This window comes from Neoaquamicrobium sediminum (genome assembly GCF_013240295.1).
GTDB classification, from domain to species: Bacteria; Pseudomonadota; Alphaproteobacteria; order Rhizobiales; family Rhizobiaceae; genus Aerobium; species Aerobium sediminum.
Genome location: NZ_JABETK010000002.1, coordinates 2,138,714 through 2,162,094 on the forward strand (window position 1 = coordinate 2,138,714; position 23,381 = coordinate 2,162,094).

The 23,381-nt window shown below is 63.1% G+C and carries 22 protein-coding genes and 1 pseudogene; 7 read left to right on the top strand and 16 right to left on the bottom strand.

Translation table 11 applies throughout. The features are described from left to right. From HK436_RS34030 to HK436_RS22335, 10 genes and pseudogenes are all read right to left on the bottom strand, one after another. Window positions 1-606, bottom strand: coding sequence for a hypothetical protein (locus HK436_RS34030; RefSeq protein ID WP_446685690.1), 606 nt, complete (start codon window positions 604-606; stop codon window positions 1-3). Next, window positions 586-2,006: pseudogene (locus HK436_RS33700) on the bottom strand (AMP-dependent synthetase/ligase); the annotation flags it as partial. The pseudogene HK436_RS33700 and the gene HK436_RS34030, both read right to left, overlap by 21 nt. Further along, window positions 1,921-2,739 carry an ABC transporter ATP-binding protein gene (locus HK436_RS22300; RefSeq protein ID WP_173193275.1) on the bottom strand — a complete coding sequence of 273 codons (819 nt, stop codon included), beginning with the start codon at window positions 2,737-2,739 and terminating at the stop codon, window positions 1,921-1,923. The gene HK436_RS22300 and the pseudogene HK436_RS33700, both read right to left, overlap by 86 nt. Further along, window positions 2,736-3,524 (bottom strand): ABC transporter ATP-binding protein, encoded by a 789-nt coding sequence (locus HK436_RS22305; RefSeq protein WP_173193277.1) that lies wholly within the window; start codon window positions 3,522-3,524, stop codon window positions 2,736-2,738. The genes HK436_RS22300 and HK436_RS22305 overlap by 4 nt, the downstream gene beginning before the upstream one ends. Beyond that, window positions 3,521-4,621: a branched-chain amino acid ABC transporter permease gene (locus HK436_RS22310; RefSeq protein WP_173193279.1), complete on the bottom strand. Its 1,101-nt coding sequence runs from the start codon at window positions 4,619-4,621 to the stop codon at window positions 3,521-3,523. Before HK436_RS22310 ends, HK436_RS22305 begins: the two co-directional genes overlap by 4 nt. Before the next feature lie 7 nt (window positions 4,622-4,628). Next, window positions 4,629-5,504: a branched-chain amino acid ABC transporter permease gene (locus tag HK436_RS22315; RefSeq protein WP_173193281.1), complete on the bottom strand. Its 876-nt coding sequence runs from the start codon at window positions 5,502-5,504 to the stop codon at window positions 4,629-4,631. A 100-nt stretch (window positions 5,505-5,604) separates the two neighbouring features. Further along, window positions 5,605-6,654, bottom strand: coding sequence for a zinc-binding dehydrogenase (locus HK436_RS22320; RefSeq protein ID WP_173193283.1), 1,050 nt, complete (start codon window positions 6,652-6,654; stop codon window positions 5,605-5,607). A gap of 4 nt (window positions 6,655-6,658) precedes the next feature. Then, a complete protein-coding gene (locus tag HK436_RS22325) occupies window positions 6,659-7,627 on the bottom strand; it encodes an NADPH:quinone oxidoreductase family protein (protein ID WP_173193285.1) in 969 nt (322 codons plus the stop codon). Between the two features lies 1 nt (window position 7,628). Continuing rightward, complete coding sequence (locus HK436_RS22330) at window positions 7,629-8,879, bottom strand: acyl-CoA dehydrogenase family protein (RefSeq protein ID WP_376769188.1); 1,251 nt, start codon at window positions 8,877-8,879, stop codon at window positions 7,629-7,631. Next, complete coding sequence (locus HK436_RS22335) at window positions 8,876-9,520, bottom strand: TetR/AcrR family transcriptional regulator (protein WP_173193287.1); 645 nt, start codon at window positions 9,518-9,520, stop codon at window positions 8,876-8,878. Before HK436_RS22335 ends, HK436_RS22330 begins: the two co-directional genes overlap by 4 nt. A gap of 163 nt (window positions 9,521-9,683) precedes the next feature. Between HK436_RS22335 and HK436_RS22340 the strand changes: the two genes are divergently transcribed. Genes HK436_RS22340 through HK436_RS22355 form a run of 4 tightly spaced genes read left to right on the top strand, consistent with a single transcriptional unit; the run spans window position 9,684 to window position 12,812 of the window. Continuing rightward, window positions 9,684-10,496: an SDR family oxidoreductase gene (locus HK436_RS22340; protein WP_173193744.1), complete on the top strand. Its 813-nt coding sequence runs from the start codon at window positions 9,684-9,686 to the stop codon at window positions 10,494-10,496. A gap of 10 nt (window positions 10,497-10,506) precedes the next feature. Next, window positions 10,507-11,001 (top strand): MaoC family dehydratase, encoded by a 495-nt coding sequence (locus HK436_RS22345; protein WP_173193289.1) that lies wholly within the window; start codon window positions 10,507-10,509, stop codon window positions 10,999-11,001. Beyond that, window positions 10,998-12,032 carry a phosphotransferase family protein gene (locus tag HK436_RS22350; protein WP_173193291.1) on the top strand — a complete coding sequence of 345 codons (1,035 nt, stop codon included), beginning with the start codon at window positions 10,998-11,000 and terminating at the stop codon, window positions 12,030-12,032. The genes HK436_RS22345 and HK436_RS22350 overlap by 4 nt, the downstream gene beginning before the upstream one ends. Window positions 12,033-12,035: 3 nt before the next feature. After that, window positions 12,036-12,812 (top strand): SDR family NAD(P)-dependent oxidoreductase, encoded by a 777-nt coding sequence (locus tag HK436_RS22355; RefSeq protein ID WP_173193293.1) that lies wholly within the window; start codon window positions 12,036-12,038, stop codon window positions 12,810-12,812. Here HK436_RS22355 and HK436_RS22360 read toward each other — a convergent pair. After that, window positions 12,809-13,504, bottom strand: a complete 696-nt coding sequence (locus tag HK436_RS22360; RefSeq protein ID WP_173193295.1) for an HAD family hydrolase — start codon at window positions 13,502-13,504, stop codon at window positions 12,809-12,811. The genes HK436_RS22355 and HK436_RS22360 overlap by 4 nt on opposite strands. A gap of 112 nt (window positions 13,505-13,616) precedes the next feature. Between HK436_RS22360 and HK436_RS33195 the strand changes: the two genes are divergently transcribed. Next, window positions 13,617-14,450: a CHASE domain-containing protein gene (locus tag HK436_RS33195; RefSeq protein ID WP_312860669.1), complete on the top strand. Its 834-nt coding sequence runs from the start codon at window positions 13,617-13,619 to the stop codon at window positions 14,448-14,450. Between the two features lie 23 nt (window positions 14,451-14,473). Then, the gene (locus tag HK436_RS22365) at window positions 14,474-16,318 is read left to right on the top strand and encodes a putative bifunctional diguanylate cyclase/phosphodiesterase (protein ID WP_312860670.1); all 1,845 of its coding nucleotides are present in this window, start codon (window positions 14,474-14,476) and stop codon (window positions 16,316-16,318) included. Here the strand turns inward: HK436_RS22365 and HK436_RS22370 are convergent. From HK436_RS22370 to HK436_RS22390, 5 genes are read right to left on the bottom strand one after another with little or no spacing between them, the layout of a single operon-like run. Next, on the bottom strand, window positions 16,315-16,866 hold the full coding sequence (locus tag HK436_RS22370) for a sarcosine oxidase subunit gamma (RefSeq protein WP_173193297.1): 552 nt from the start codon (window positions 16,864-16,866) through the stop codon (window positions 16,315-16,317). The genes HK436_RS22365 and HK436_RS22370 overlap by 4 nt on opposite strands. Beyond that, window positions 16,859-19,852, bottom strand: coding sequence for a sarcosine oxidase subunit alpha (locus HK436_RS22375; protein WP_173193299.1), 2,994 nt, complete (start codon window positions 19,850-19,852; stop codon window positions 16,859-16,861). Before HK436_RS22375 ends, HK436_RS22370 begins: the two co-directional genes overlap by 8 nt. Beyond that, entirely contained in the window at window positions 19,849-20,142 is a 294-nt protein-coding gene (locus HK436_RS22380) for a sarcosine oxidase subunit delta (protein ID WP_173193301.1), read from the bottom strand. Before HK436_RS22380 ends, HK436_RS22375 begins: the two co-directional genes overlap by 4 nt. Then, a complete protein-coding gene (locus tag HK436_RS22385; RefSeq protein ID WP_244649125.1) occupies window positions 20,114-20,974 on the bottom strand; it encodes an alpha/beta fold hydrolase in 861 nt (286 codons plus the stop codon). Before HK436_RS22385 ends, HK436_RS22380 begins: the two co-directional genes overlap by 29 nt. 9 nt (window positions 20,975-20,983) lie before the next feature. After that, on the bottom strand, window positions 20,984-22,237 hold the full coding sequence (locus HK436_RS22390; protein WP_173193303.1) for a sarcosine oxidase subunit beta: 1,254 nt from the start codon (window positions 22,235-22,237) through the stop codon (window positions 20,984-20,986). Between the two features lie 232 nt (window positions 22,238-22,469). Between HK436_RS22390 and HK436_RS22395 the strand changes: the two genes are divergently transcribed. Then, window positions 22,470-23,228 carry an SDR family oxidoreductase gene (locus HK436_RS22395; RefSeq protein ID WP_173193305.1) on the top strand — a complete coding sequence of 253 codons (759 nt, stop codon included), beginning with the start codon at window positions 22,470-22,472 and terminating at the stop codon, window positions 23,226-23,228. Window positions 23,229-23,381: the final 153 nt, after the last annotated feature.

Here is a 23,381-nt window from a genome sequence, read left to right on the forward strand (position 1 = left end):
TCATTCCCGCCCGTACATCTCGTCAATCAGCTCTTTGTGCTTCTTCTCGACAAAGCTGCGCTTCAGCTTCATCGTCGCTGTAAGTTCCTCATCTTCAGCGGTCAGAAGCACATCGATCAAGCGGAAATCCTTGATTTGCTCGACGCGGGCGAACTCCTTGTTTGTCTCATCGACGATGCCGGCGATCAGGTCTCGCACTTCCTGAGCCGCACATAGCGATTTGAAGTTGTTGAATGGCACCTTGTGGTCCTGCGCAAATTTTTCGACGTTCTCCTGGTCGATCATCACCAGACAGGTCAGGAACTTGCGTTTGTCTCCGATCACCACGGCGTCGGATATGAAGGGCGAGAATTTCAGTCGGTTCTCGATCTCGGCCGGGGTGATGTTCTTGCCGCCCGCCGTGATGATGATGTCCTTGGCGCGGCCGGTGATGAACAGGAAACCCTGGTTGTCCAGCCGGCCGACATCGCCCGTGCTCAGCCAGCCATCGGCCGAGATCGTCTCCGCCGTCTTGTCCGGCTTGTTCCAGTAGCCCTTGAAGACGTTGGGACCCCTGTATTGGATCTCGCCATCCGGCGCGATGCGGATTTCGCCGCCCGGCACCACCGGCCCGACACTTGCCGTCTTCTCGTTCTCGATCAGATTGACGGAAATCACGCCTGAACTCTCCGTCATGCCGTAACCTTCGAGGATCGTGATGCCGATCGAGCGATACCACCGGATGAGGTCGGGGAGATCGGCGCCGCACCGGTCGTGCCGCGCCGCAACCGGTCGAAGCCCAGCATGCGCCGCACGTTGGACAGGAGCATGAAATCCCAGAAGGAATAGGCAAGCCTGGTTCCGAAAGGTACCGGCCGCCCCTCCTCCAGTGCCTCGGCGCGCGCCCGGCCGGCCTTCATGGCCTGCGCGAACGCCCATTTGCCGATCATGCTAGCCTCGCTCGCCATGATCATGACGCGGCTGTAGATTTTCTCCCATACGCGGGGAACAGCCGTGAAGACATGTGGCGAGACCTCGCGCACATTGTCGAACACCGTTTCGGGGCTCTCGGCAAAGTTCACCGTGGACTTCAAACCGATCGGCGTGAAAACCGAGATCAGACGCTCCAGAATATGGCACAGCGGCAGGAAGCAGACCTGCTCGTCGGTGGGTGTCACCGGCAGGGTCAACACCGAACCGATGATCGACACGATGATATTCTGGTGGCTGATCATCGCGCCTTTCGGCGGGCCGGTCGTACCGGAGGTATAGACCAGGATCGCCGTCTCCTCGGGCTTGGATCTGGCGATTTCCTCGTCGAAGCGGTTGGGGTTTTCCTTCAGGAAGGCGCGCCCCAACGCGTAGAGATCATCAAGGAAGATCACCTTCTCGTCGGAGAAGTCGTGCAAGCCATCGCGGTCGTAGACGATCACCCGCGTCAGCCCCGGCATCTCGCCCTTGATCGACAGATATTTGTCGAGCTGCTCGTCATTCTCGACGAACAGGAAGCGGCTGTCGGAATCGTTTACGAGATATTTGAGCTGTGCGGCCGAGTCCGTCGTGTAGACGCCGGACGATATGCCACCGACCGACTGGACGCCGAGATCGGTGTAGATCCACTCCTTATTGTCCTCGGACAGAATCGACACCACCTCACCGCGCTTGAGGCCGAGCGACAACAGCCCGAGGCCGATCAGGCGCGCGTGTTCGTAGAAGTCGCTCCACGTATAGGACAGCCAGATGCCGTAATCCTTCTCGCGGTGCGCCACCTTGTCCTGCAGCTCCAGGCATCGCTGCCGGAAGAGCTTTACCAGCGTGTCGCAACCGTCGAGGTAGTAAGGGCCCCTGGTCAGGTCGGCGTTGAAAGAATGCCCGTGCACTGTCTGCTGGGCGGGCAGTTTCTCGGCGATGGTCATGTCACTTTCCTCCCGAAAGCGCGCATCAGCGCCACGTTTTCTTCTGCTTCCAGCGCTTCTGGCCGCGCTGGCTCTCCTCCGTCTGCATGCCGAGATAGAACTCCTGCACATCCTTCGACTGCAGCAGTCGCTCGGCCGCGTCGGCCATCACGATGCGCCCAAGTTCCATCACATAGCCGTAGTCGGCCACCTCGAGCGCCACCTTGGCGTTCTGCTCGACCAGCATCATCGTCACACCCTGCTCGCGGTTGAGCCGCCGGATGATCTGGAAGATTTCCTTGACAAGCAATGGCGAAAGCCCGAGCGACGGCTCGTCGAGAAGCATGAGCTTCGGCTTTGCCATCAGCCCGCGGCCGATCGCCAGCATCTGCTGCTGGCCACCCGAGAGCGTGCCGGCCGCCTGGTTGCGGCGTTCCGCAAGAATCGGGAAGTAGGAGAAGACCATGTCGTGGTCGCGCCGGATGCCGTCCGTGTCCGAACGGGTGAAGGCGCCCATCTTCAGGTTTTCCTCGACCGTCAGCAGCGGGAAGACCTCGCGCCCTTCCGGCACATGAACGACACCGGCGCGGACCACCTTGTCGGGATTGGCGCCTGCGATGTTCTGGCCCTGATAGACGATCTGCCCCTTCTCTGGGTCCATCACGCCGGAGATGGTCTTCATCAGGGTCGTCTTGCCGGCGCCGTTGGCGCCGAGCACCGTGACGATCTGCCCTTCGCGCACCTCCAGACTGACGCCCCGGATCGCCATGATCGGCCCGTAGAAGCTCTCGATGTTGCGGATCGAAAGCACAACCTGTGTGTCCTTGGCGGCAGAAGGAGCCGCTGCTTTTGCCGCGACATTCATGCCGGCACCTCCTGCTTCTCGTCCGAAACGCCGATATAGGCCTCGATCACCCTGGGGTCGTTCTGCACCTCGTGCGGCTTGCCGATCGAAAGCATCTGGCCATCGGCCAGCGCCAGCACCCGATCCGACACTGCCGACACAAGATGCATGTCGTGTTCGACCATCAGCACCGTGATGCCCATCTGCTTCTTGATGTCCTCGACCCAGAACGCGACGTCCTGCGTTTCCTCCACCGACAGGCCCGAGGCCGGCTCGTCGAGGAGGAGCAGCCGCGGCTCGATTGCCAGCGCGCGGCCCATCTCGACCACCTTGCGCACGCCGTAGGGCAGCCCCGCGATATACTTGTCGCGATAGGCCTGCAGGTCGAGGAAATCGATCACCTTCTCGATCGCCTCGCGGTGCCGGCGTTCCTCGGCACGAACGAAAGGCGTGAAGGCGAGCTCCGTCCACATGTTGCTTTTGCGATGCCGATGCCGACCGACCAGCAGGTTCTGCATCACCGTCGCCTGCTCGAACAGCTCGATGTTCTGGAAGGTTCGCGCGATACCGAGCCTGGCGATATCGTGCGGCGCCTTGCCGAGGATGCTCTCGCCGTCGAAACGGATGTCGCCTTCGGCCGGGTCGTAGATGCGCGAGATCAGGTTGAAGAGCGTCGACTTGCCTGCTCCATTCGGGCCGACGAGGGCGAAGACTTCGCCCTCCTCGACGTTGAACGAGACCTGGTTGACCGCCACTACGCCGCCGAAGCGCAGCGTGACGTTGTCGATTTCCAGCAGCGCGCTCATCGCATCCGCTCCGTCTTCAGATAGGATTTCTGGCGGCGGAACATGTCGCGGCGATAGAACGGGAACAGCTCGAAATAGGTTCTGATCTTGAACCAGCGTCCGTAAATGCCGCTCGGCTCGAACAGAATGAAGGCGATTAGGATCGCGCCGAAGATGGCCGATTCCAGACCGGGAATGGCGATGGAACCGCCGCCGAGCACCTGGTTGAGAAGATCACGCGTCATCGAGATCGCCTGCGGTAGCAACGCAACCACGGCAGCACCGAAAAACGCACCGTGGATCGTTCCGAGCCCGCCGATCACGATCGCCAGCAGAAGCTGGATCGAGATGATGATGTTGAAGGTCTCGTTGTTGAAGATGCCGGCGAAGTGTCCCATCAGCGCGCCGGCCAGCCCGGTGATGCCGGCCGAAATGCCGAACGCGACAGCCTTGGTGCGCGCCACGTTGACTCCCATCGCCTGCGCCGAGATTTCGGAATCCCGGATTGCCGCGAACGAGCGGCCGAGCGGTGAGCGCTGGAGATTGCGGTAAGCCAGCACCACAAGAAGCGTGATACCGAGGATCAGGTAGTAGAGCCGTTCGGGATTGGCATAACGGTTGAAGCTGAGCCCGAAGATGTCGATGTCGGGCGCAAACAGGCCGATCACGCCATTGGTCAGCGGCGCCGCGATGACGATGAAGTCGTCGACGAGGATCGCAATCGCCAGCGTACCGATCGCCAGATAGATGCCGTGCAGCTTGGTCATCGGCCGGGCGATGAGCGCGCCGGCGATGCCCGCGATCAGTCCGGCCAACGGGAAGGAAAGGATGAAGGGCAGGCCAAGCCGTTCTTGAAGCAGCACATTGGCATAGCAGCCGATCGCCAGGAAGGCTGCGTGGCCGAGGCTCGCCTGCCCGGTCTGGCCGACGAGAATCATCAGTCCCATGCACGCGATCGACCAGATGAGCAGGTTGGTCATCTCGCCAATGGCGAAGCTGCTGACGCCCAGAGGCAGCACAAGCATGACCACCAGCAGCAATATGTACCAGCCGCGTTGTGCGCCATGCCGGAAGAGGTTGATGTCGGCGTCGTAGGAAGTCTTGAAAACCGTCCGCATGTCAGCCTCACACCTTCTTCTGGTGGACCTGGGCAAGGATGCCGTGCGGTCGGAAGACGAGGATCAGGAAGAGCAGCAGGTAAGGCATGATCTGCGAATAGCCCGCAGCGATGTAGCGCGACGCGAAGGGTTCAAGCAGCCCGACGATCAGCCCGCCCAGCAACGCGCCGGGCAGCGAGCCGAAGCCGCCGATCACGGCCGCCGCGAACGCCTTGATGCCAAGCAGGCCGATCGACGGGTCAATCGAGCCCTTGGAGGCAAAGAGGATGCCCGCAACCGCTGCCACCATGCCGGCAAGCGCCCAGATCAGCGAATGGATCCGCTTGACGGGGATTCCCATGTAGTAGGCCGCGAGCTGGTTCTGTGACGACGCCTGCATCGCCACGCCGAGCTTGGTGCGGTTGAAGTAGAAGTACAGGATGACCGTCAGCGCGACCGTCACGAGTATGATGATCAGCTCGTTGAGACCGAGCACGAGCCCGCCGAACCGGACATATTGTCCGGCCATCGGGGTCTGCAGCGAGATCGGTTCATGCCCCCAGATCAGGCCGGCGGCGAAGCGCAGCACGAAGCCGAGCGCAATCGTCAGGATGATGACGGCTACCTGGCTCTGGCCGAACATGCGGCGCAGCACCACGAGGTCGAGCGCATAGCCAAAGGCCCCCATGGCGGCGATGGCGATGGGCACCGAAATCCAGAAAGGCAGACCCATGAATTGCGGGTTGGTCAGCCCCAGACAGATGAAAGCCCCGAGCATCATGAAATCGCCCTGGGCGAAATTCACCGCTTCGGTTGCCTTGTAGATCAGCACGAAGCCCATCGCGACGAGGCCGTAGACACAGCCATTGGCGAGACCGCTGACGATCAGCTGCAAGACGTCCAAATGTGTTCCTCCTCCTCACGGGCCGGCACTCTGCGTCACCGCACCCGAAATCTTCTCCCTTTTCGCGGCAGCCTCCCGCGGCCGCGCCTCCAGTTCGCGCTCAGGGCGCGATGAAAACCTTGCCGTTCGGCTTGGCCAGTTCCTGCGGCACCCGCTCGATCGCTTGCGAGAGCGGCACCACGGCCGTCACGTCCGTCGCCCACCGCCCGTCGGAGAACCGCTTCTGCGCCTCCACCACCGCGCTCATGCGACGCTCCGCGCCGGCAGTCCGCATCCATTCGACCAGCCAGAAACCCTCGATCTTCTTGTGCATGAAGATCAATTGGCCAGGCTCGGGGATGGGCGTTGCGGCAGGGTCGAGCCTGCCATAGACGATCCACCGCGCATGCCTGCCCATCGCGTTGAAGATCGCGCCCGCCAGCGGCCCTGTGACTGCGTCGAGGAAGATGCGCGGCTTTTCCTCGCGCAACACGGCGGCAAGTTCGTCGCGGAATCCCGGCGCATCGGCGTTGAGCACGTGGGCCGCGCCCAATTCCTTCAGCATCGCAATCTGCTCGTCGCGGCGCACGATCGCGATGGGGCGATAGCCTTCGTCCCTGGCAACGCTGATTATCAGCTTGCAGAGCTGGCTGGCGCCTGCGGTCAGCACAAATGCCTTCTCGCCCGCCTCCTTGACGATACCGAACATGGCAAGCGCGGTGAGCGGATTGACGATCATCGCCGCCGCATCCTCGTTCCGCACCGTATCGAGAAGCGGGATGCACCCCGGCGCATCGGCAACGGCGTAGTCGGCCCAGCTACCCCAGTTGGAAAGCCCGGTCGCGAATGCGATGCGCCGTCCCATCAGGGCCTGTGCTTCCGGCTCCGGCCCGGCGGCAACGACATGGCCGACACCCTCGAACCCAGCCGGCCGGCCCTGAACGCGCGGCTGGCCATACATGCCTTTCACGAACATCACGTCCGACGGGTTGATCGAGGCGAGGTCCACCTTGATCAGCACCTGCCGCCCTTCCGGCTCGGGCACGGCAATCGTGCCGGCCTCGACATAGGGATCAAGCGCTTCCAGGACGGTGCCGGACGGCTGCCGGGCATAGCCGTCGTTCTTCAGAAGAAGCGCGTTCATCGTGGCTGGAATGGACACTGGCGGCATCTCCTCAGGGCTTGAGCACGATCTTGCCGGCCGCGCCCCGGCCAAGCACGCGTTGCAGCACGGCTGGCGCATCGGCGAGCGCATAGACGCCCTCGATCACCGGCTTCACCTTGCCGGCAAGATGCCAGCCGACCAGTTCCTTCATATTCTCGGCATAGACGGCAGGTTCCTTCTGGGTGAAAGCACCCCAGAACACGCCGACAACGCTGTAGCCTTTCACCAGTGTCAGGTTCACCGGCAGTTTCGGGATCGTGCCCGAGGCAAAACCGACCACCAGCAGACGGCCGTTCCAGGCCATCGACCGCGACAGCGCATCGAAAGCGTCTCCGCCGACGGGGTCGAAGGCGACATCCACGCCCTTGCCATCCGTCGCATCCTTCAAGGCATCCTTGAGGTTGTCATAACCGAGCACGATGTCGGCGCCGGATTGCCTGGCGATTTCGCGCTTCGCCTCGCTGGAAGCGACACCGATGACCCGCGCACCCATCGCCTTGCCGATCTGAACGGCCGCCACGCCGGTAGCACCGGATGCACCGAGCACGCACAGCGTCTCGCCGGGCTGGAGCTGGCCACGCTGCTTGAGCGCGTGGTGCGAGGTGCCGAAACCGCAGAGCAATGCGCAGGCATCCTGCCCGGAGATCGCATCCGGAAGCTTCATCACCGAGGCTTCGGGCGCACCCACGCGCTCCGCATAGGCACCCAGCGAGGACACGGAAGCGACGCGGTCACCGATCTTGAAGCGGGTGACTTCGTCGCCCACCGCCACGACCCGGCCCGCCACTTCCATGCCGGGCACGAATGGCGTCTGCGGCTTCATCTGGTAGAGGCCTTGCACCAGCAGCCCGTCGGGGAAATTGACGCCGACCACCTCGGCTTCGATCACGACCGTGCGGCCTGCCGCGACAGGCTCGGGCCAGTCCGCATACTGCAACTGGCTGATCGGCCCGAATTCCTTTGCAACGATGGCTTTCATGTCAAACCTTCTGTTGCGTGTATTTGCGCAGCTCTTCGCGCGCCACCTGACGACGATGGACTGCATCCGGCCCGTCCGCAAGGCGCAGCGTGCGCAAATGGGTCCATGAGCGCGCCAGCGGCGTGTCTTGGCTGATGCCCTGCCCGCCATACATCTGCACGGCTTCGTCGGTGACCTTGAGCGCCACGCGCGGTGCCACCACCTTGACCTGGCTGATCCAGGGGGCCGCAGCCTTCTTGTCGCCCTGGTCGATCATCCAGGCGGCCTTGAGGCACAGAAGCCGGGCCATCTCGATCTCCATGCGGCATTCGGCGATGATGTCATAGTTGGCGCCGAGCTGCGCGAGCGGCTTGCCGAACGCCTCGCGGCGCATCGAGCGCTGGCACATCAGTTCCAGCGCCATCTCCGCCTGGCCGATGGCACGCATGCAGTGGTGGATGCGTCCCGGCCCGAGCCGCCCTTGCGCGATCTCGAACCCGCGCCCCTCGCCGAGGATGAGATTGTCGGCCGGCACCCGCACATTCTCGAAGCGCAGATGCAGATGGCCGTGCGGCGCATCGTCATCGCCGTAGACCTTCATCGCCCTGAGCTTGGTGACACCGGGCGTGTCGGCCGGCACGAGGATCATCGAATGCTGCTGGTGCTTCGGCCGGCTCTCGTCGGGCGAACTCACCATGGTGATGTAGATCGCGCAGCGCGGGTCGCCCGCACCGGACGACCACCATTTCTCGCCGTTGAGCACATAATGGTCGCCGTCGCGTTCGCAGCGCATGGCGATGTTGGTGGCATCCGACGAGGCCACGTCCGGCTCGGTCATCAGATAGGCGGAGCGGATCTTGCCTTCGAGCAGCGGAGCCAGCCAGCGGTCCTTGTGCGCCTGCGTGCCGTAGCGCTCCAGCACCTCCATGTTGCCGGTGTCGGGCGCGGAGCAGTTGAAGGTTTCGGCGCCCAGGTGTGCCTTGCCCATTTCCTCTGCCAGATAGGCATACTCCACGGTCGACAGGCCGTAGCCCCGGTCGGAATGGGTGAGCCAGAAGTTCCAAAGTCCGCGCTCGCGCGCCTTTGCCTTCAGCCCTTCGAGAATCTCGGTCTGCCGTGGCGTGTAGCTCCAGCGATCGCCATCCTTGCCGACTTCCGCCAGAAACTCTTCGTCAAGCGGGATGATCTCCTCGCGCACCATCTGCGCGACCTTGTCGTGGATCGGCTTCAGCCGCTCGGTCATGCCGAGGTTCATCTCGGGGTTCTTTGTCATGGCGTCGATTGTTCCTCCTTGCCGCCCAGGCCGCGATAGGCGGCGGTGACGACCTTTCGTGCGAGATCCTCGATGTCGGCGCGGGTTTCCCCGACGCGCGGCGAGTACCAGAAGATTGGCGAATTGAGCACGACGAACATCAACTGATTGGCGATGCTCAGATCGTCGAAACGGAAGTCTCCGCTCTCGCGCCCCTCGACAAGCGTCTCGCGAAAGACGTTGCCGTAATTGGTGCGATATTCGATCAGTTCGGCAAAGACGCTGCGCTGTTCAGGCGTCGTCGCGCCGCGCAGATGCATCTTCACGCCGACCCACACCGTGCGCTGGAACGGTTTGGTCGTGATCATCTGGATCGCATGCGCGAAGGCCATATGCCGCCAGCGCGCCACCGGATCGGACATCGCGCGATAACGCTCGATCGCCGCGTAATTCATCTCCATGCCGACACGGAACACCTCCGCGAAGATGTCCGCCTTGGAGCGGAAATGGTGGTATATGCGCCCTTTGGTGGCGCCGAGGCTGCGGGCGACGTCGTCGATGGACGTCTCGGTGTAGCCGCGCTCCATGAAACAGTTGGCGGCCGCCTCGAGAATATCGGCTCGCGAGCTTTCCTGGACATGTTCGCGCACGCCAAGCGTCATTGCGCAGCAACCTCCCGACCCGCCGGCATCCTCGTTGTGCGAACAGCGGAGCAAATTCGCGTCGGGCCTTTACGGGTATCGAAATGATGAACATACTACCGGGTATGTTGTCAACGCGGCCGGTACGAATTTCCCCCTGCCCGCCGCGCCAAGGGAGGAAATGATGGCGTATCTGGACGAACTCTTTTCGGTGGCCGGCAAGACCGCGCTGGTGACAGGCGCTGCAACCGGCATCGGGCGAATGGCTGCGACCGGTCTCGTGCAGGGCGGCGCGCGCGTCTTGATTGCCTCGCGCAAGGGTGCCGATTGCGCCCGTGTGGCCGAAGAGCTCAACGCTCTCGGCAAGGGCAGCGCAGAAGGGTTCTCCGGCGACGTGAGCACTGAAGAAGGCATTGCTGCATTGGTCGCGGAGGTGCGCAGCCGCACCGACAGCCTGAACATCCTTATCAACAATGCCGGCGTCTCCTGGGGCGCGGAATATGAGGATTTTCCCTACGGCGCCTGGGCAAAAGTGCTCGGCGTCAACGTCACCGGCCTATTTCACCTCACCCGCGAACTGACCCCGATGCTGGAAAAGGCGGCGAGCGATGAAGACCCTGCCCGCATCATCAATCTCGGCTCCGTCATGGGCACACAACCGATGGCGGACGGTGCCTATTCCTACACGGCTTCGAAGGCGGCTGTTCACCACCTCACCCGCACGCTGGCCAACGAACTCGCGGCACGACGCATCACCGTCAACGCCTTCGCGCCCGGCCCCTTCCAGAGCCGGATGACGGCATTCGCCACCGAGACCGACGAACAGGCCGACAAGGTCGGCAAGCGCGTGCCGATCGGGCGCATCGGCGCACCGGATGACATCGCGGGCGCGACCCTGTATCTGTGCAGCAGGGCGGGGAGCTATGTGACCGGCGCGATCCTGCCACTGGACGGCGGCCAGTCGGCCCAGCATGGCATGACGCTTTTCAAGGAATGATGCGAGCTAGATGAGCAATAGCCAGAGAGAACCGCTTCCGCTCGAGGAAGCCCAGAAAGCGGTCGGCCAGGAGATCGGCGTGTCGCCCTGGCGCGTGGTGTCCCAGGAGATGATCGACAAGTTCGCCGATGCGACCGACGACCATCAGTTCATCCACGTGGATCCGGAACGCGCAGCGGCTGAAACACCATTCGGTGGAACCATTGCACACGGATTCCTGTCGCTGTCGCTGCTTTCGGCCATGGCTTACGAAACGATTCCCCCGATCCGCGAGGCCGGGATGGGCGTGAACTACGGCTTCGACCGGCTGCGCTTCGTTTCGCCGGTCAAGTCGGGCGCGCGCATCCGCGCGCGTTTCAAGCTGGCGGAAATGACTGCGCGTCCGTCCGGCTGGATTCACCTGAACTACGACGTCACGATCGAAATCGAAGGCTCGAAGAAGCCGGCCCTTACCGCGCGCTGGCTCACGCTCGCGGCGATAGAGCGCAAAAGGGAGGACGCATGAGCGATCCCAACGCGCTCGATGCGGCAGCGCTGGCTCCCTATCTCGAAAAGCACGTGCCCGGCTTCAGGGGCCTGAAGGATATCCGCAAGTTCGGTTCGGGCCAGTCGAACCCGACCTATGCGCTGGATGCTGAAAGCGGACGTTACGTGTTGCGCGCCAAGCCGCCGGGCGAGTTGCTGAAATCGGCGCACCAGGTCGATCGCGAATTCCGGGTCATGAAGGCGCTGAAAGATACGGCCGTGCCCGTGCCGGAAGTCCTCCACCTGTCGGAGGAGGCCTCGCCGATAGGCCGCATGTTCTACGTCATGGCATTCGTCGACGGGCGTATCCTGTGGGACCCGGCACTGCCCGACCTTGCAACGAACGAGGAACGCAGCGCGACCAGCGACGCCATGAACGCGGTGCTTGCAGCCCTCCACGATGTCGACATCGAGGCCGCCGGGCTCAGCGATTTCGGCAAGCCGGGCAGCTATTTCGAGCGACAGTTCGGACGCTGGACCAGCCAGTATCGCGCCTCCGAGACCGGCACGGTCGAAGACATGGATGCGCTGATCGCCTGGCTTGAGAGCAATCAGGTCGCCGATGACGGCCAGGTCTCGCTCGTTCACGGCGATTACCGCCTGGACAACATGATATTCGCTCACGACCGGCCCGAAGTGATCGCCGTACTCGACTGGGAACTGTCAACGCTCGGCCATCCCTTTGCCGACATCGCATATCAATGCATGCAATGGCGGCTGCCCCACGATTCCGGCTTTCGCGGGCTCGGAGGTATGGATCGCCAGGCGCTCGGCCTGCCGTCGGAGGCCGAATACGTCGCCCGCTACTGCGAGCGTCGCGGCATTGCCGGCATCGACAACTGGATATTCTATCTCGCCTTCTCCTTCTTCCGGCTCGCCGCCATCTGCCAGGGCGTCTACAAGCGCGCTCTCGACGGCAATGCGTCCAACCCGGAAAAGGCGAAGACCTATGGTCAGGCCGTGCGCCTGCTGGCCGCATTGGCGCGCCAGGCAATCGACAAAGGGAAGTGATGCATGGCGCGGTTTTCGGGTCTGACGGTACTGGTGACGGGTGCGACCGGCGGTTTTGGCCGCCGTGCCGCGGAACGCTTCGCGGCTGAAGGAGCGCGCCTCGTCCTGTCCGACCTTGACCCCGCCCACCTGGAGAAAACCGCCTCGGCAATCGATGCCGAAACCGCCGTTCTGGCCGGCAACATTGCGGACGAAAATCTATCGAAAGAGCTCGTCGCCTTGGCGGAAAAGCGCTTCGGCGGGCTCGACATCGCGCTCAACAATGCCGGCATCGTGCACGATATGATGAAGCTGCCCAACATCGCATCCGACGACGCGCGCAAGGTCATCGAAGTCGACTTGCTCGGCGTGTTCTACGCGCTCAAGCACCAGCTTCCGTCGATGGAGCGGCGCTTTCGCGCAGAGGGGAAACGCAGCGCGATCGTCAACATCGCGTCCGTGGCCGGCATCGCCGGAGCACCGCGGCTTTCCGTCTATGCCGCCGCCAAGCACGGTGTGGTGGGGCTCACCCGATCGGCGGCGGCCGAGTACGCGACCAAGGGCGTGCGCGTAAACGCCGTTTGTCCCTCCTTCGCACGCACCGCGATGGTCGAAAAATCGTTGCCGGCTGCAGAGGAAGATCGCAAGGCGAGCGAGGCCGAACTGGTGCGCGGCGTACCGATGCGGCGGCTGGCCGAGGTCGACGAGATCGTCGAGGTGATCCTGTTCGCGGCAAGTCCCGAGAACGGTTTCATGACCGGCCAGACGCTTGCCGCCGATGGCGGGATAACGTCGATCTAGAGCTTCGCAATCAGCTCGCGGAGCTGCCCCAGATGCTCGATCTGCCGGTAGCGAGGATGCTCCTCCGGTGCCTCGATCCGCTCCAGAACCCACGTGAGCTCGTGTGGAACGTACACGCCCCAGCTCCCCGCCTCGATCGCTGGCGCGACGTCAGACTTCAGCGAATTGCCGACCATCATCGCATGCTCGGCGCCGTCGCCGTGGCGTGAGAACACGCGCTCATATGTGCCGGCACTCTTGTCACTGACGATCTCGACCGCATCGAAGAAGTCGCCCAGTCCCGACTGCGCAAGCTTTCGCTCCTGATCGAACAGGTCGCCCTTGGTGATCAGTACCAGCCGGTATTTGCCAGCCAGCTCTTCCAGCGTCTCCTGCACGTGCGGAAGCGTCTCGACAGGATGCCGGAGCATCTCCCGTCCAGCCGCCAGGATTTCACCGATCACGCTCGCCGGCACCCGTCCCTCGGTCACTTCGACTGCGGTTTCGATCATCGAGAGCGTAAACCCCTTGATGCCGAAGCCATAGTGCCCGAGATTGCGTTTCTCTGCCTCCAGCAGCCGGTCGAGCAGATGATCGGGCTCGGCGTGGTCGGCCAGCAGTTCCGCAAAACGCGCCTCGGTCAAGCGGAAGAACTGCTCATTCTGCCAGAGCGTATCGTCGGCATCGAAGCCAATGGTGGACAGTTCTTTCATCTGCGCGCGTTCCCTCGCGATAGACATTTGCTTAGTTCTCTAAAGCCTAATTTAAGCAGTTCATGCAACGGTCGGGGTCGAAACTCGGACCAGCTAACCGCCTCATAGGCAGGTGGGTATTGTGAAATTTCTAGCCATCGGCACCTTGGGGCCTGTCAGGCCTGTTCTAAGGGCGACCAATATACCGGCCTTTCTGGCATTGGTCGTTATTGCGCTGGCATGGCTTTTCGCGGAACAGCAGAACCGCGCTGTCTTCCGGCATGACCTGCACAGCGAAGTCCTCGGCGAGATCAGCCTCATCCGCGCGAAGCTCGAAGGCAACATCAACGGCAATATCCAGCTTGTTCGAGGGCTTGTCGCTACGCTTTCCACCGAACCGGAGATGGATCAGACGCGCTTCGCCACCCTTGCGGCGGCGCTGCTGCAAGAGCGATCCCAGATCCGTCATATAGCTGCTGCGCGCGATCTGGTCGTAAACCTGATCTACCCTTTGCAGGGCAATGAAAGCGCTCTCGGTCTGGATTACAACCGGAACGAAGCGCAGCGCGCCGCAGCTTTGCGTGCTCGCGATACTGCAGACCTTGTGCTTGCCGGGCCGGTTGACCTGGTGCAAGGCGGCGAGAGCTTCATCGGGCGATTCCCTGTTTTCACTCCCGGCCCGAACGGCAGCGAAACGTTCTGGGGCATTGTGTCCGCCGTGGTCGATGCCAACAAGCTGTATACCCAAAGTGGCTTGCTCGATCCGGATCTGGCGATCGATATCGACCTCATCGGGCACGACGGCACCGGCGTGAACGGCGCGCGTTTCTACGGCTCGGGCGCAGCTTCCGCCAACGATCCGGTCACTGCGGACGTGATATTGCCGTCCGGATCCTGGCGCATTGCTGCGATACCGAAGGGGGATGGGCCGGAACGCCTACGAACACCTGGGCACTTCGTCTGCTGATCCTGCTTGCCGGCGCGCTCATCATGGTACCCGCCCTGATCATGGGACGTCTTATCGAAGAGCGTCTGAACCACATTCGCGAATTGAAGCGACGCGAACTTCAGCTTGCGCGCATGTCGCGTCGCCTCGGCCTCGCACTGGACACGTCCAAGGTCGCGGTATGGGAGATGAATGTCGGCGAGAAGGAAGAATACTGGGACGACCGGATGAACGAGCTCTATGGCTATCCGGCCGATGGCGCTCCGCGAAATACGAAGGACTGGGAAAAGCGCGTTCACCCGGACGACCTCGAGCGTGCAAACAGCGAATTCAATGCTGCCTTCACGGGTGACAGGGGTAGCTATGTCTCGCAGTTTCGGATCGTTCTCGATGACGGAGAGACACGTCATATCCGCGCGCTGGGGACGCTATACAAGGACGCCGGGACGCCGGCAAAAATGATCGGCGTGAACTGGGATGTGACAGCCGACGTCGCGCTCAACGATGAACTGAAGCGCGCCAACGCATTGACCGAGGCACGCAATGCCGAGCTCGAACGCGCGAAGGCCCGCATAGAACACAACGCGCTGCACGATTCGCTGACTGGCCTGCCGAACCGGCGCTATCTCGACGACGTAATGGCTGATCACGCGCGGCAATTTGCCGAGGGCAAGGAAACGGCTGCCCTGCTCCAGATGGATCTCGACCGATTCAAGCAGATCAACGACACGCTCGGGCATTCGGCCGGCGACGCCATGCTGGTACACGCAGCCAGCATCCTGCGCGCGACGGTGGAGCCGGGTGATTTCGTGGCACGGGTGGGCGGTGACGAATTTGTTGTCGTCCGCCGCTGGCAGACCGGGGCGGGCAATCCTTCGATCCGTGGGTTGGCAAAGCTGTCGGAGCGGATCGTCGAGCGCATGCAGCAGCCGCTTAGCTACGGCGGGCACGATTGCCGCGTCGGCGTGTCGATCGGCATTGCAACTGACATGGATGAGCTGGCCGATCCGACGCGGTTGCTGGTCAACGCCGACATCGCGCTCTACCGGGCCAAGGAGCGCGGCCGCAACCGCCACCAGTTCTTCAACGATGCGCTGCAGACCGAGATCATCACCACCAAGCGGGTCGCCGACAACATTCTCTCAGGCCTCGAGCAGCGACAGTTCGTGGCACACTACCAGCCGCAATTCGATGCAGAGACGCTTGAGGTTATCGGTGTCGAGGCACTGGCCCGCTGGAACCACCCGCGCGAAGGTCTGCTTGCGCCCAACGCCTTCCTCAAGATCGCGGAAGAACTCAACGTCGTTGCCACGATCGATCGCATCGTCCTCGAACAGGCGCTTGCCGACTTCAACCGTTGGGAGGAGATCGGTCTCGGCATCCCCAAGACCTCCGTCAACGTTTCGGCGCGGCGGCTGCATGACGACGAACTGATAAACAACCTGCGCCAGATGGACATCCGGCCCGGCACTGTGTCGTTCGAACTCGTGGAGTCGATCTTTCTCGACGAGAATGACGAAGTCATCACCTGGAATGTCAACCAGATCAAGGAACTCGGCATCGACATCGAGATCGATGATTTCGGCACCGGATATGCGTCTATCGTCAGCCTGATGAAGCTCAAGCCGCGCCGTCTCAAGATCGACCGGCAACTCGTGATGCCCATCGTACATTCGGCGGGGCAGCGTCAGCTTGTGGGCTCGATCATCGACATCGGACGGTCCCTCGGCATCGAAGTCCTCGCCGAAGGCGTCGAGACTATGCAGCACGCGAAAGTGCTGCGGCAGCTCGGCTGCAACGCCCTTCAAGGTTATGCCTTCGCAAAAGCGATGAGCGCCGACGATCTCATCGAGTTCGTCCAATCGCGACGCTGGCGCAACACCGGCTAGCCGTTGGCGTCTCTCGCAGCTTCGGCAAGAAGGGTGAAGGCGTAGTCGGCGAACGATCGCCAGCACTCGACGCGAAACTGCGCTTCGCCCGTGCGCCACAGCACGATTTCGATCTTGCCCAACACGGTCCGCGAACATGCGCCTACCGGAAAGGCCTGAAGCGAGACGTCCTGCGGACAACCTGCGGCGATCGTCGCCTCGGCCCCCTGACCTTCGACGAGAATCCCGACATTGCGATGCGACACGTCGACAGCCGAATGAAACACCCTGACCCGATCAACTGCCGCATCGAGGTTGCTCTCGGCACGGTCTATCAGCAGCCATTCGTCAGGCCCGAGCCAGAGGGCTGCACGGTCACCTTTCAGTACGGACTGCTTTGGCCTCTCCGGCAACTTCAAGCCAAGGGTACGTGATAACGAGGCGACGCTCTCCGCCGGCGCGCGCAGCGAAAGTCGCTTAGCGGGTTCCGCCGGCGTGACACCGACCCAAGCGTGATTGGCCATCCGGCCTCCGAGCACGGGTTTGCGGGCGGCTTCGGTTCTAGCCATCGAGACGCTCTCCCTTCTCGTCGAAGAAGACGGTTCCGGTCACTTCAACCTCGATCGTGCGGTCCGGCATCGGCACATGAAGTGTCTTACCCGTGAGCGCGCGTCCGTCGGCAACGAGGGCCAGCGCGATCGAATGGCCGCAATTCTCCGACCAGTAGGACGAGGTGACGTGTCCGATCATTTTCATCGGAACCGGCTGGTTCGGATCGGCAACGATCTGCGCACCTTCCTCGAGCACCGTCTTCGGATCTTTGGTCCTGAGCCCGACGAGCTGCTTGCGCCCCGGAGCGACGAGGTCGGGGCGCATCAACCCGCGAATGCCGACGAAATCGGTCTTCTTCTTGCCGACAGCCCAGTCAAGGCCGGCATCGTTCGGCGTCACCGTGCCGTCGGTCTCCTGTCCGACGATGATGTAGCCTTTTTCGGCGCGCAGCACGTGCATCGCCTCGGTGCCGTAGGCGCAGGCGCCATGCTTTTCGCCCTCAGCCCAGACCGCCTCCCACACAGCCTGCCCGTAGTCCGCGGGGACGTTGATCTCGAAGCCCCGCTCGCCGGTGAACGACATGCGGAAGAGACGCGTCGGCACACCGCAGATGCGTCCCTCCCGCACCGACATATGCGGCATCGCGGCGTCTGACAGGTCGATGCCCTCAACCAGCGGCGCGATGATGTCGCGGGATTTCGGCCCCTGCACGGCAATGACGGCCCACTGCTCCGAAATCGAGGTGAGATAGACCTTCAGGTGCGGGAACTCGGTCTGGAGATAATCCTCCATGTGGTTCATGACGCGCGCCGCGCCGCCTGTGGTTGTGGTGACGTGGAAGCGGTCATCCGCCAGCCTGCCCACCACGCCGTCATCGTAGATGAAACCGTCCTCGCGCAGCATGATGCCATAGCGGCACCGGCCGGGCGCGAGCTTCTGCCACGGATTGGTGTAGAGCAGTTCCATGAAGGTCGCGGCGTCAGGCCCGACCACCTCGATCTTGCCCAGCGTCGACGCATCGAAGATGCCGGCCGACTGTCGCACCGTACGGCATTCCCTATCGACCGCAGCGTGCATGTCCTCGCCTGCACGCGGGAAATACCAGGCGCGTTTCCACTGGCCGACGTCCTCGAACACGGCGCCCTGCGCCTCGGCCCAGCCATGCATCGCGGTACGTCGGGTCGGATCGAACAGGCTGCCTCGTGCGTGGTTGACGATCGCCCCGAAGGTGACCGGCGTGTAGGGAGCGCGGAACGTCGTCAGGCCGACCTCGGGGATAGGCTTGCCGAGCGTCTCGGCGGCAATGGCAAGTCCGTGCAGGTTCGAGGTCTTGCCTTGGTCCGTCGCCATCCCGTTGGTGGTGAAGCGCTTGACGTGCTCGATCGAGCGCATGCCCTCCCGCACGGCCTGGCGAATGTCCTTGGCGGTGACGTCGTTCTGGAAGTCGACGAACGCTTTGGCCTTCGAGTCCGCGCCGGCCCCGGGTGCGGCACCCAGCATGCCACCGGCCCAGCGCTCGCCGGTAGATGCCTTCGGCTTCGCTACGCGGCCGACCTTGATGCCTGCCGCTTTGGCGGCAGCATGGCCGGCGATGGCAGCTTCGCCAAGAAGTGCGCCGAGTTCGTCAGTCCCATTGCACGCACCGACAGATACGCAATCCTGTACGTAGGTGCCCGGCAGGAACCGCCTGCCCGCCTCGTCGAAGGCTACTTTGCCACGCGACTGGGAAAAGAGATGCACGGATGGCGTCCAGCCGGCGGAAGTCAGAAGCGCATCCACCGGGATCGTGCGCGAGGCGCCGCCGTTCTTCGGCTGCACCGTCATCGCCGAGATGCGCTGGCGCCCTGAAACGCCGGTAACGGCACGGCCGGCACTGATCTCGATGCCGAGCCCCCTCGCCTCGTCGACCGCCGGGCCTTGCGGATTGTCGCGGAGATCGACGATTGCCGCGACATGCACACCGGCCTTCTTGAGGTCGATCGCGGCGTGATAGGCCGAGTCGTTGGCCGTGTAGACACCGACCGCTTTGCCGACAGCAACCCCATAATGATTGAGATAGGTGCGCGCCGCCGATGCCAGCATGACGCCCGGTCGGTCGTTGTCGGGAAACACCATGTGCCGCTCGATCGCTCCCGTGGCGAGGACGACCCGCCTGGCCCGCACCTGCCACAGCCGCTCTCGCGGGAGGTCCGGCAACGGGGCCGCCAGATGGTCGCTCACGCGTTCCACGAGGCCGACGAAGTTCTGGGCATAGTAGCCGAAGGCAGTGGTACGGGTCAGCAGGCGCACATTGTCCATCGCCGCCAACCGCGCCGCCGACTCGCTCGCCCAGGCCCATCCGTCCTTGCCTTCTATGTTCGTCCCGGTCTCAAACCGCAACGCGCCGCCAAGCTCTGCCTGTTCGTCGGCGATGATGACGCGTGCGCCCGCCTCGGCCGCGCTCAGCGCAGCCGCAAGGCCCGCAGCGCCGCCACCTACGACCAGCACGTCACAATGCGCGTAGCGTGCCGCGTAATGGTCGGGATCGGGCTGGTCGGGCGCGACGCCAAGACCGGCAGCGGAGCGGATCTGCGGCTCGTAGAGATGCTTCCATGCCGCCTTCGGCCACATGAACGTCTTGTAGTAGAAGCCGGCGGAGAAGAAGGGCGACGCGAGATCGTTGACGGCGCCCACATCCATCTTCAGCGAGGGCCAGCGGTTCTGCGAGACGGCAGTGAGCCCATCGTAGAGCTCCTGCACCGTTGCGCGCACATTGGGCGTCTTGCGCGCCGCGTCTCGATGGATACCCACCAGCGCGTTCGGCTCCTCGGCGCCCGCCGAAAGGAAGCCGCGCGGCCGGTGATATTTGAACGACCGACCGACGAGATGGACGCCATTTGCGAGCAGGGCCGAGGCGAGTGTGTCGCCCTCCAGCCCCGCATAGCCGGCGCCATCGAACGTGAAGCGCGCCACTCTGGCGGGCGTCAGACGGCCCTTGCCTGCGATGCGGAACGGCGCGGTCATTCGGCTGCTCCCTTGATGACGGGCTTCTTCTCGCCGGCCTTGTAAGTCATTACGAACTTGTCGCTCACCGTGTCGCGCACGGCGTTGAAGAAGCGCGCGCAGCCGTGGACATGCCTCCAGCGTTCATAGACCAGCCCTTTGGGATTCTGCCGGATGAAGAAGTAGCCCTCGAAATCCTCGTCGCTCATCTCGGTGATGTTCGACGGCCTGACGAGATGCGCTTCGCCGGCATGCCGGAATTCAAGCTCCGGTCGTTCTTCTTCACAATAGGGGCAACGGATCAGCAGCATGGCTTTCCCTACTCGCCTGTTTTCGAAAGCGCGTCGAGCAGACGCGCGGTAACGGGTTCCGGGGCTTCGAGCTGTGGCAGATGGCCGACACCGGCCATCGCCTCGAAGCTCGAATGTGGTATCTTCTCGTGCAGCAGTCGGCCCCGCGCGACCGGAATCCAGGGTCGTCTTCGCCCCACAGGATCGCGACCGGGCAGCGTATGTCCGCAAGCCTGTCTTCGAAGTCACCGGTCAAACGCTCGTCGGCCTGCGCGAACTGGGCATAGAAGCTCGCCCGCCCCGCCTCGCTCAGCCACGGCGCGCGAAGCCGATCGAAATCGTCATCCGCGAGTTCATTGACCAGGGCACCCTGGATATACGCGCCCACGACCGCCTCATGGATATGCGGCGGCAGGCCGGTAAACGCGTCGATATGGCGGCCGACATGGTCGAAGAACGCCGAGCCCCATGGGCTGAGCGCGACGACATTCATGAGCACGAGCCTGTCGTACTCGACCCCGCCTAGCAGATGGGCTCGCAGGGTCACCGCACCGCCCATGTCGTGCGCAACGACATTCGGACGCACAAGCTCCCACCCGTCGAGCATTTCGGCGAACACCTGCCCCTGCACGTCCAACGCGGTCGATTGACCGGGCCGCATCTCGGATTCGCCGTAGCCCGGCATGTCGAACCAGTGGACGGTAAAGTGCCTGGCAAGTAATGGGATCACCTGGTGCCAGCTAAACGACGACCATGGCCAGCCATGCGCGAGCACCAGCGCCGGCCCGCTGCCGGCCCGGCCCCAGGCGACCTCTCCCGCCTGCGTCATCGTTCGCTGGTCGACCTTCCACATTGAACGAACTCAGTGCGCCACGGCGGCCGCTGCCGCCTCGTCGATCAGTCGTCCGGTACGGAAACGCTCCAGCGTGAACGGCGCATTGATCGCATGCGGTTCGTCGCGCGCGATCGTGTGGGCGAAGACGTGGCCCGAGCCGGGCGTGGCCTTGAAACCGCCCGTGCCCCAGCCGCAATTGACGTAGAGCCCCTTGACCGGCGTCTTCGCCATGATCGGCGAGCGGTCGGGCGTCACATCGACGATGCCGCCCCACGAGCGCAGCATCTTCATGCGCGTGAACATCGGGAACATCTCGCAGATCGCGTCGAGCGTGTGGTTGAGGATGTGCAGCCCGCCGGTCTGCGAATAGGAGGTGTATTGATCGGTGCCGGCGCCGATCACCAGTTCGCCCTTGTCGGACTGGGATATGTAGGCGTGCACGGTGTTGGACATGACCACGCACGGGAAAACCGGCTTGACCGGCTCCGACACGAGTGCCTGCAGCGGATAGCTTTCCAGTGGCATGCGCACATCGGCCATCTGCATGATGACGGACGAGTGCCCGGCCGCCACGACACCCACCTTCTTCGCGCCGATGAACCCCTTGCTTGTCTCGACACCGAGCACATGACCCTGCGGCGCGCGGAGGATGCCCGTCACCTCGCAGTTCTGGATGATATCGACGCCGCGCGCAGAAGCGCCGCGCGCATAGCCCCACGCAACTGCATCGTGCCGCGCCGTGCCGCCCCGGCGCTGCAGAGCCGCGCCCATCACGGGATAGCGCGCGCTCTTCGAGATGTTGAGCGGCGGGCAATAGTCCTTCGCCTGCTCCGGCGTCAGCCACTCATTGTCGACACCGTTGAGCCGGTTCGCGTGGATGTGCCGTTTGAACACCTGCACGTCGTGGACGTTGTGCGCCAGCATCATCACGCCGCGGGCCGAATACATGACGTTGTAGTTGAGCTCCTGCGACAGCCCGTCCCACAGCTTCACCGCGTGGTCGTAGATGCCCGCGCTTTCATCATAGAGATAGTTGGAGCGGATGATCGTGGTGTTGCGGCCGGTATTGCCGCCGCCCAGCCAGCCCTTCTCAACCACCGCGACATTGGTGATGCCGTGAACACTTGCAAGGTAGTAGGCTGTCGCAAGCCCATGCCCGCCGGCGCCGACGATAACGACATCGTATTCGGCCTTCGGCTCTGGCGAGGTCCACTGTTCTTCCCATCCCTTGTGGCCGCGAAACGCTTCCCGGGCGATGGCGAAGGCGGAATATTTGCGCATGGCTGTCGGCTCGCAGTTCGAAGGCGCTCTGGCTGTCACCAGCCTCGGACCGTGTATCACTAGCGAAATGACACGGCCACTCTTGCGCTGTTTGCGACGGTGCGTGCCGTAATGCGTCGACCGTGACGACCCATCGCAACCCCTGTCCGATTTCGGGTGGCTGGCCCACACCCGCAGATGCGATCACCCCACCGTCCGGCCGGGCATAACTGCAACAACAAGGACAGGAATCATGTTTTCACTGAACCGAAAGGTGGCGATCGTCACCGGCGCAAGTTCGGGTATCGGCCGGGCGACCGCGCTGCTCTTCGCGCGCCAGGGTGCCAGGCTTGTGCTGGCGGCACGGCGCGAGCACGAGCTGGAGCGCGTACAATCGGAAATCGGGGCGGATGGCGGCGAAGCAGCGATCCTTGCCGGCGATGTCGCAGACGAAGCCTATGCCGCCGCATTGGTTGATCTGGCCATGTCGCGTTTCGGCAGCCTCGACATCGCTTTCAACAATGCCGGCGCTACAGGCGAAATGGGTGAATCGCACACGGTTTCACTAGACGGCTGGAACCGAACCATCGAGACGAACCTGACCGGGGCGTTTCTCGGTGCAAAGCACCAGATTCCGGCGATGCTGGAGGATGGCGCCGGCTCGATCATCTTCACCTCCACCTTCGTCGGTTACACGGTGGGCATGCCCGGCATGGCCGCCTATGCATCGGCAAAGGCTGGCGTGATCGGTCTGACGCAGGTTCTGGCCGCCGAATACGGACCGAGGGGCATCAGGATCAACGCACTCCTTCCCGGCGGCACCGATACGCCTGCCGCCACATTCAAGACGCCGGAAGAACGTTCCTTCGTTGAAGGCCTTCACGCCCTGAAACGCGTTGCCGGGCCGGAGGAGATCGCGGCGACCGCGCTCTATCTGGCAGCCGACGAATCCAGCTTCACCACCGGAACGGCGCTTCTTGCGGACGGCGGCGTTTCGATCAACCGGGTGTGATTGAAAAGTGGTGTCCGGCCCGGTGAAGACAGAGAACCGCGCCGGGCATCGCTTTCCGCTCGACAAGCCTTTTGCGTTCTGCTAAGAGCCGCCGCAATTCGTGGTGTATCCGCCGCGGGGGCGCATGGGTATTGCGTCCGGAATTTTTTGACA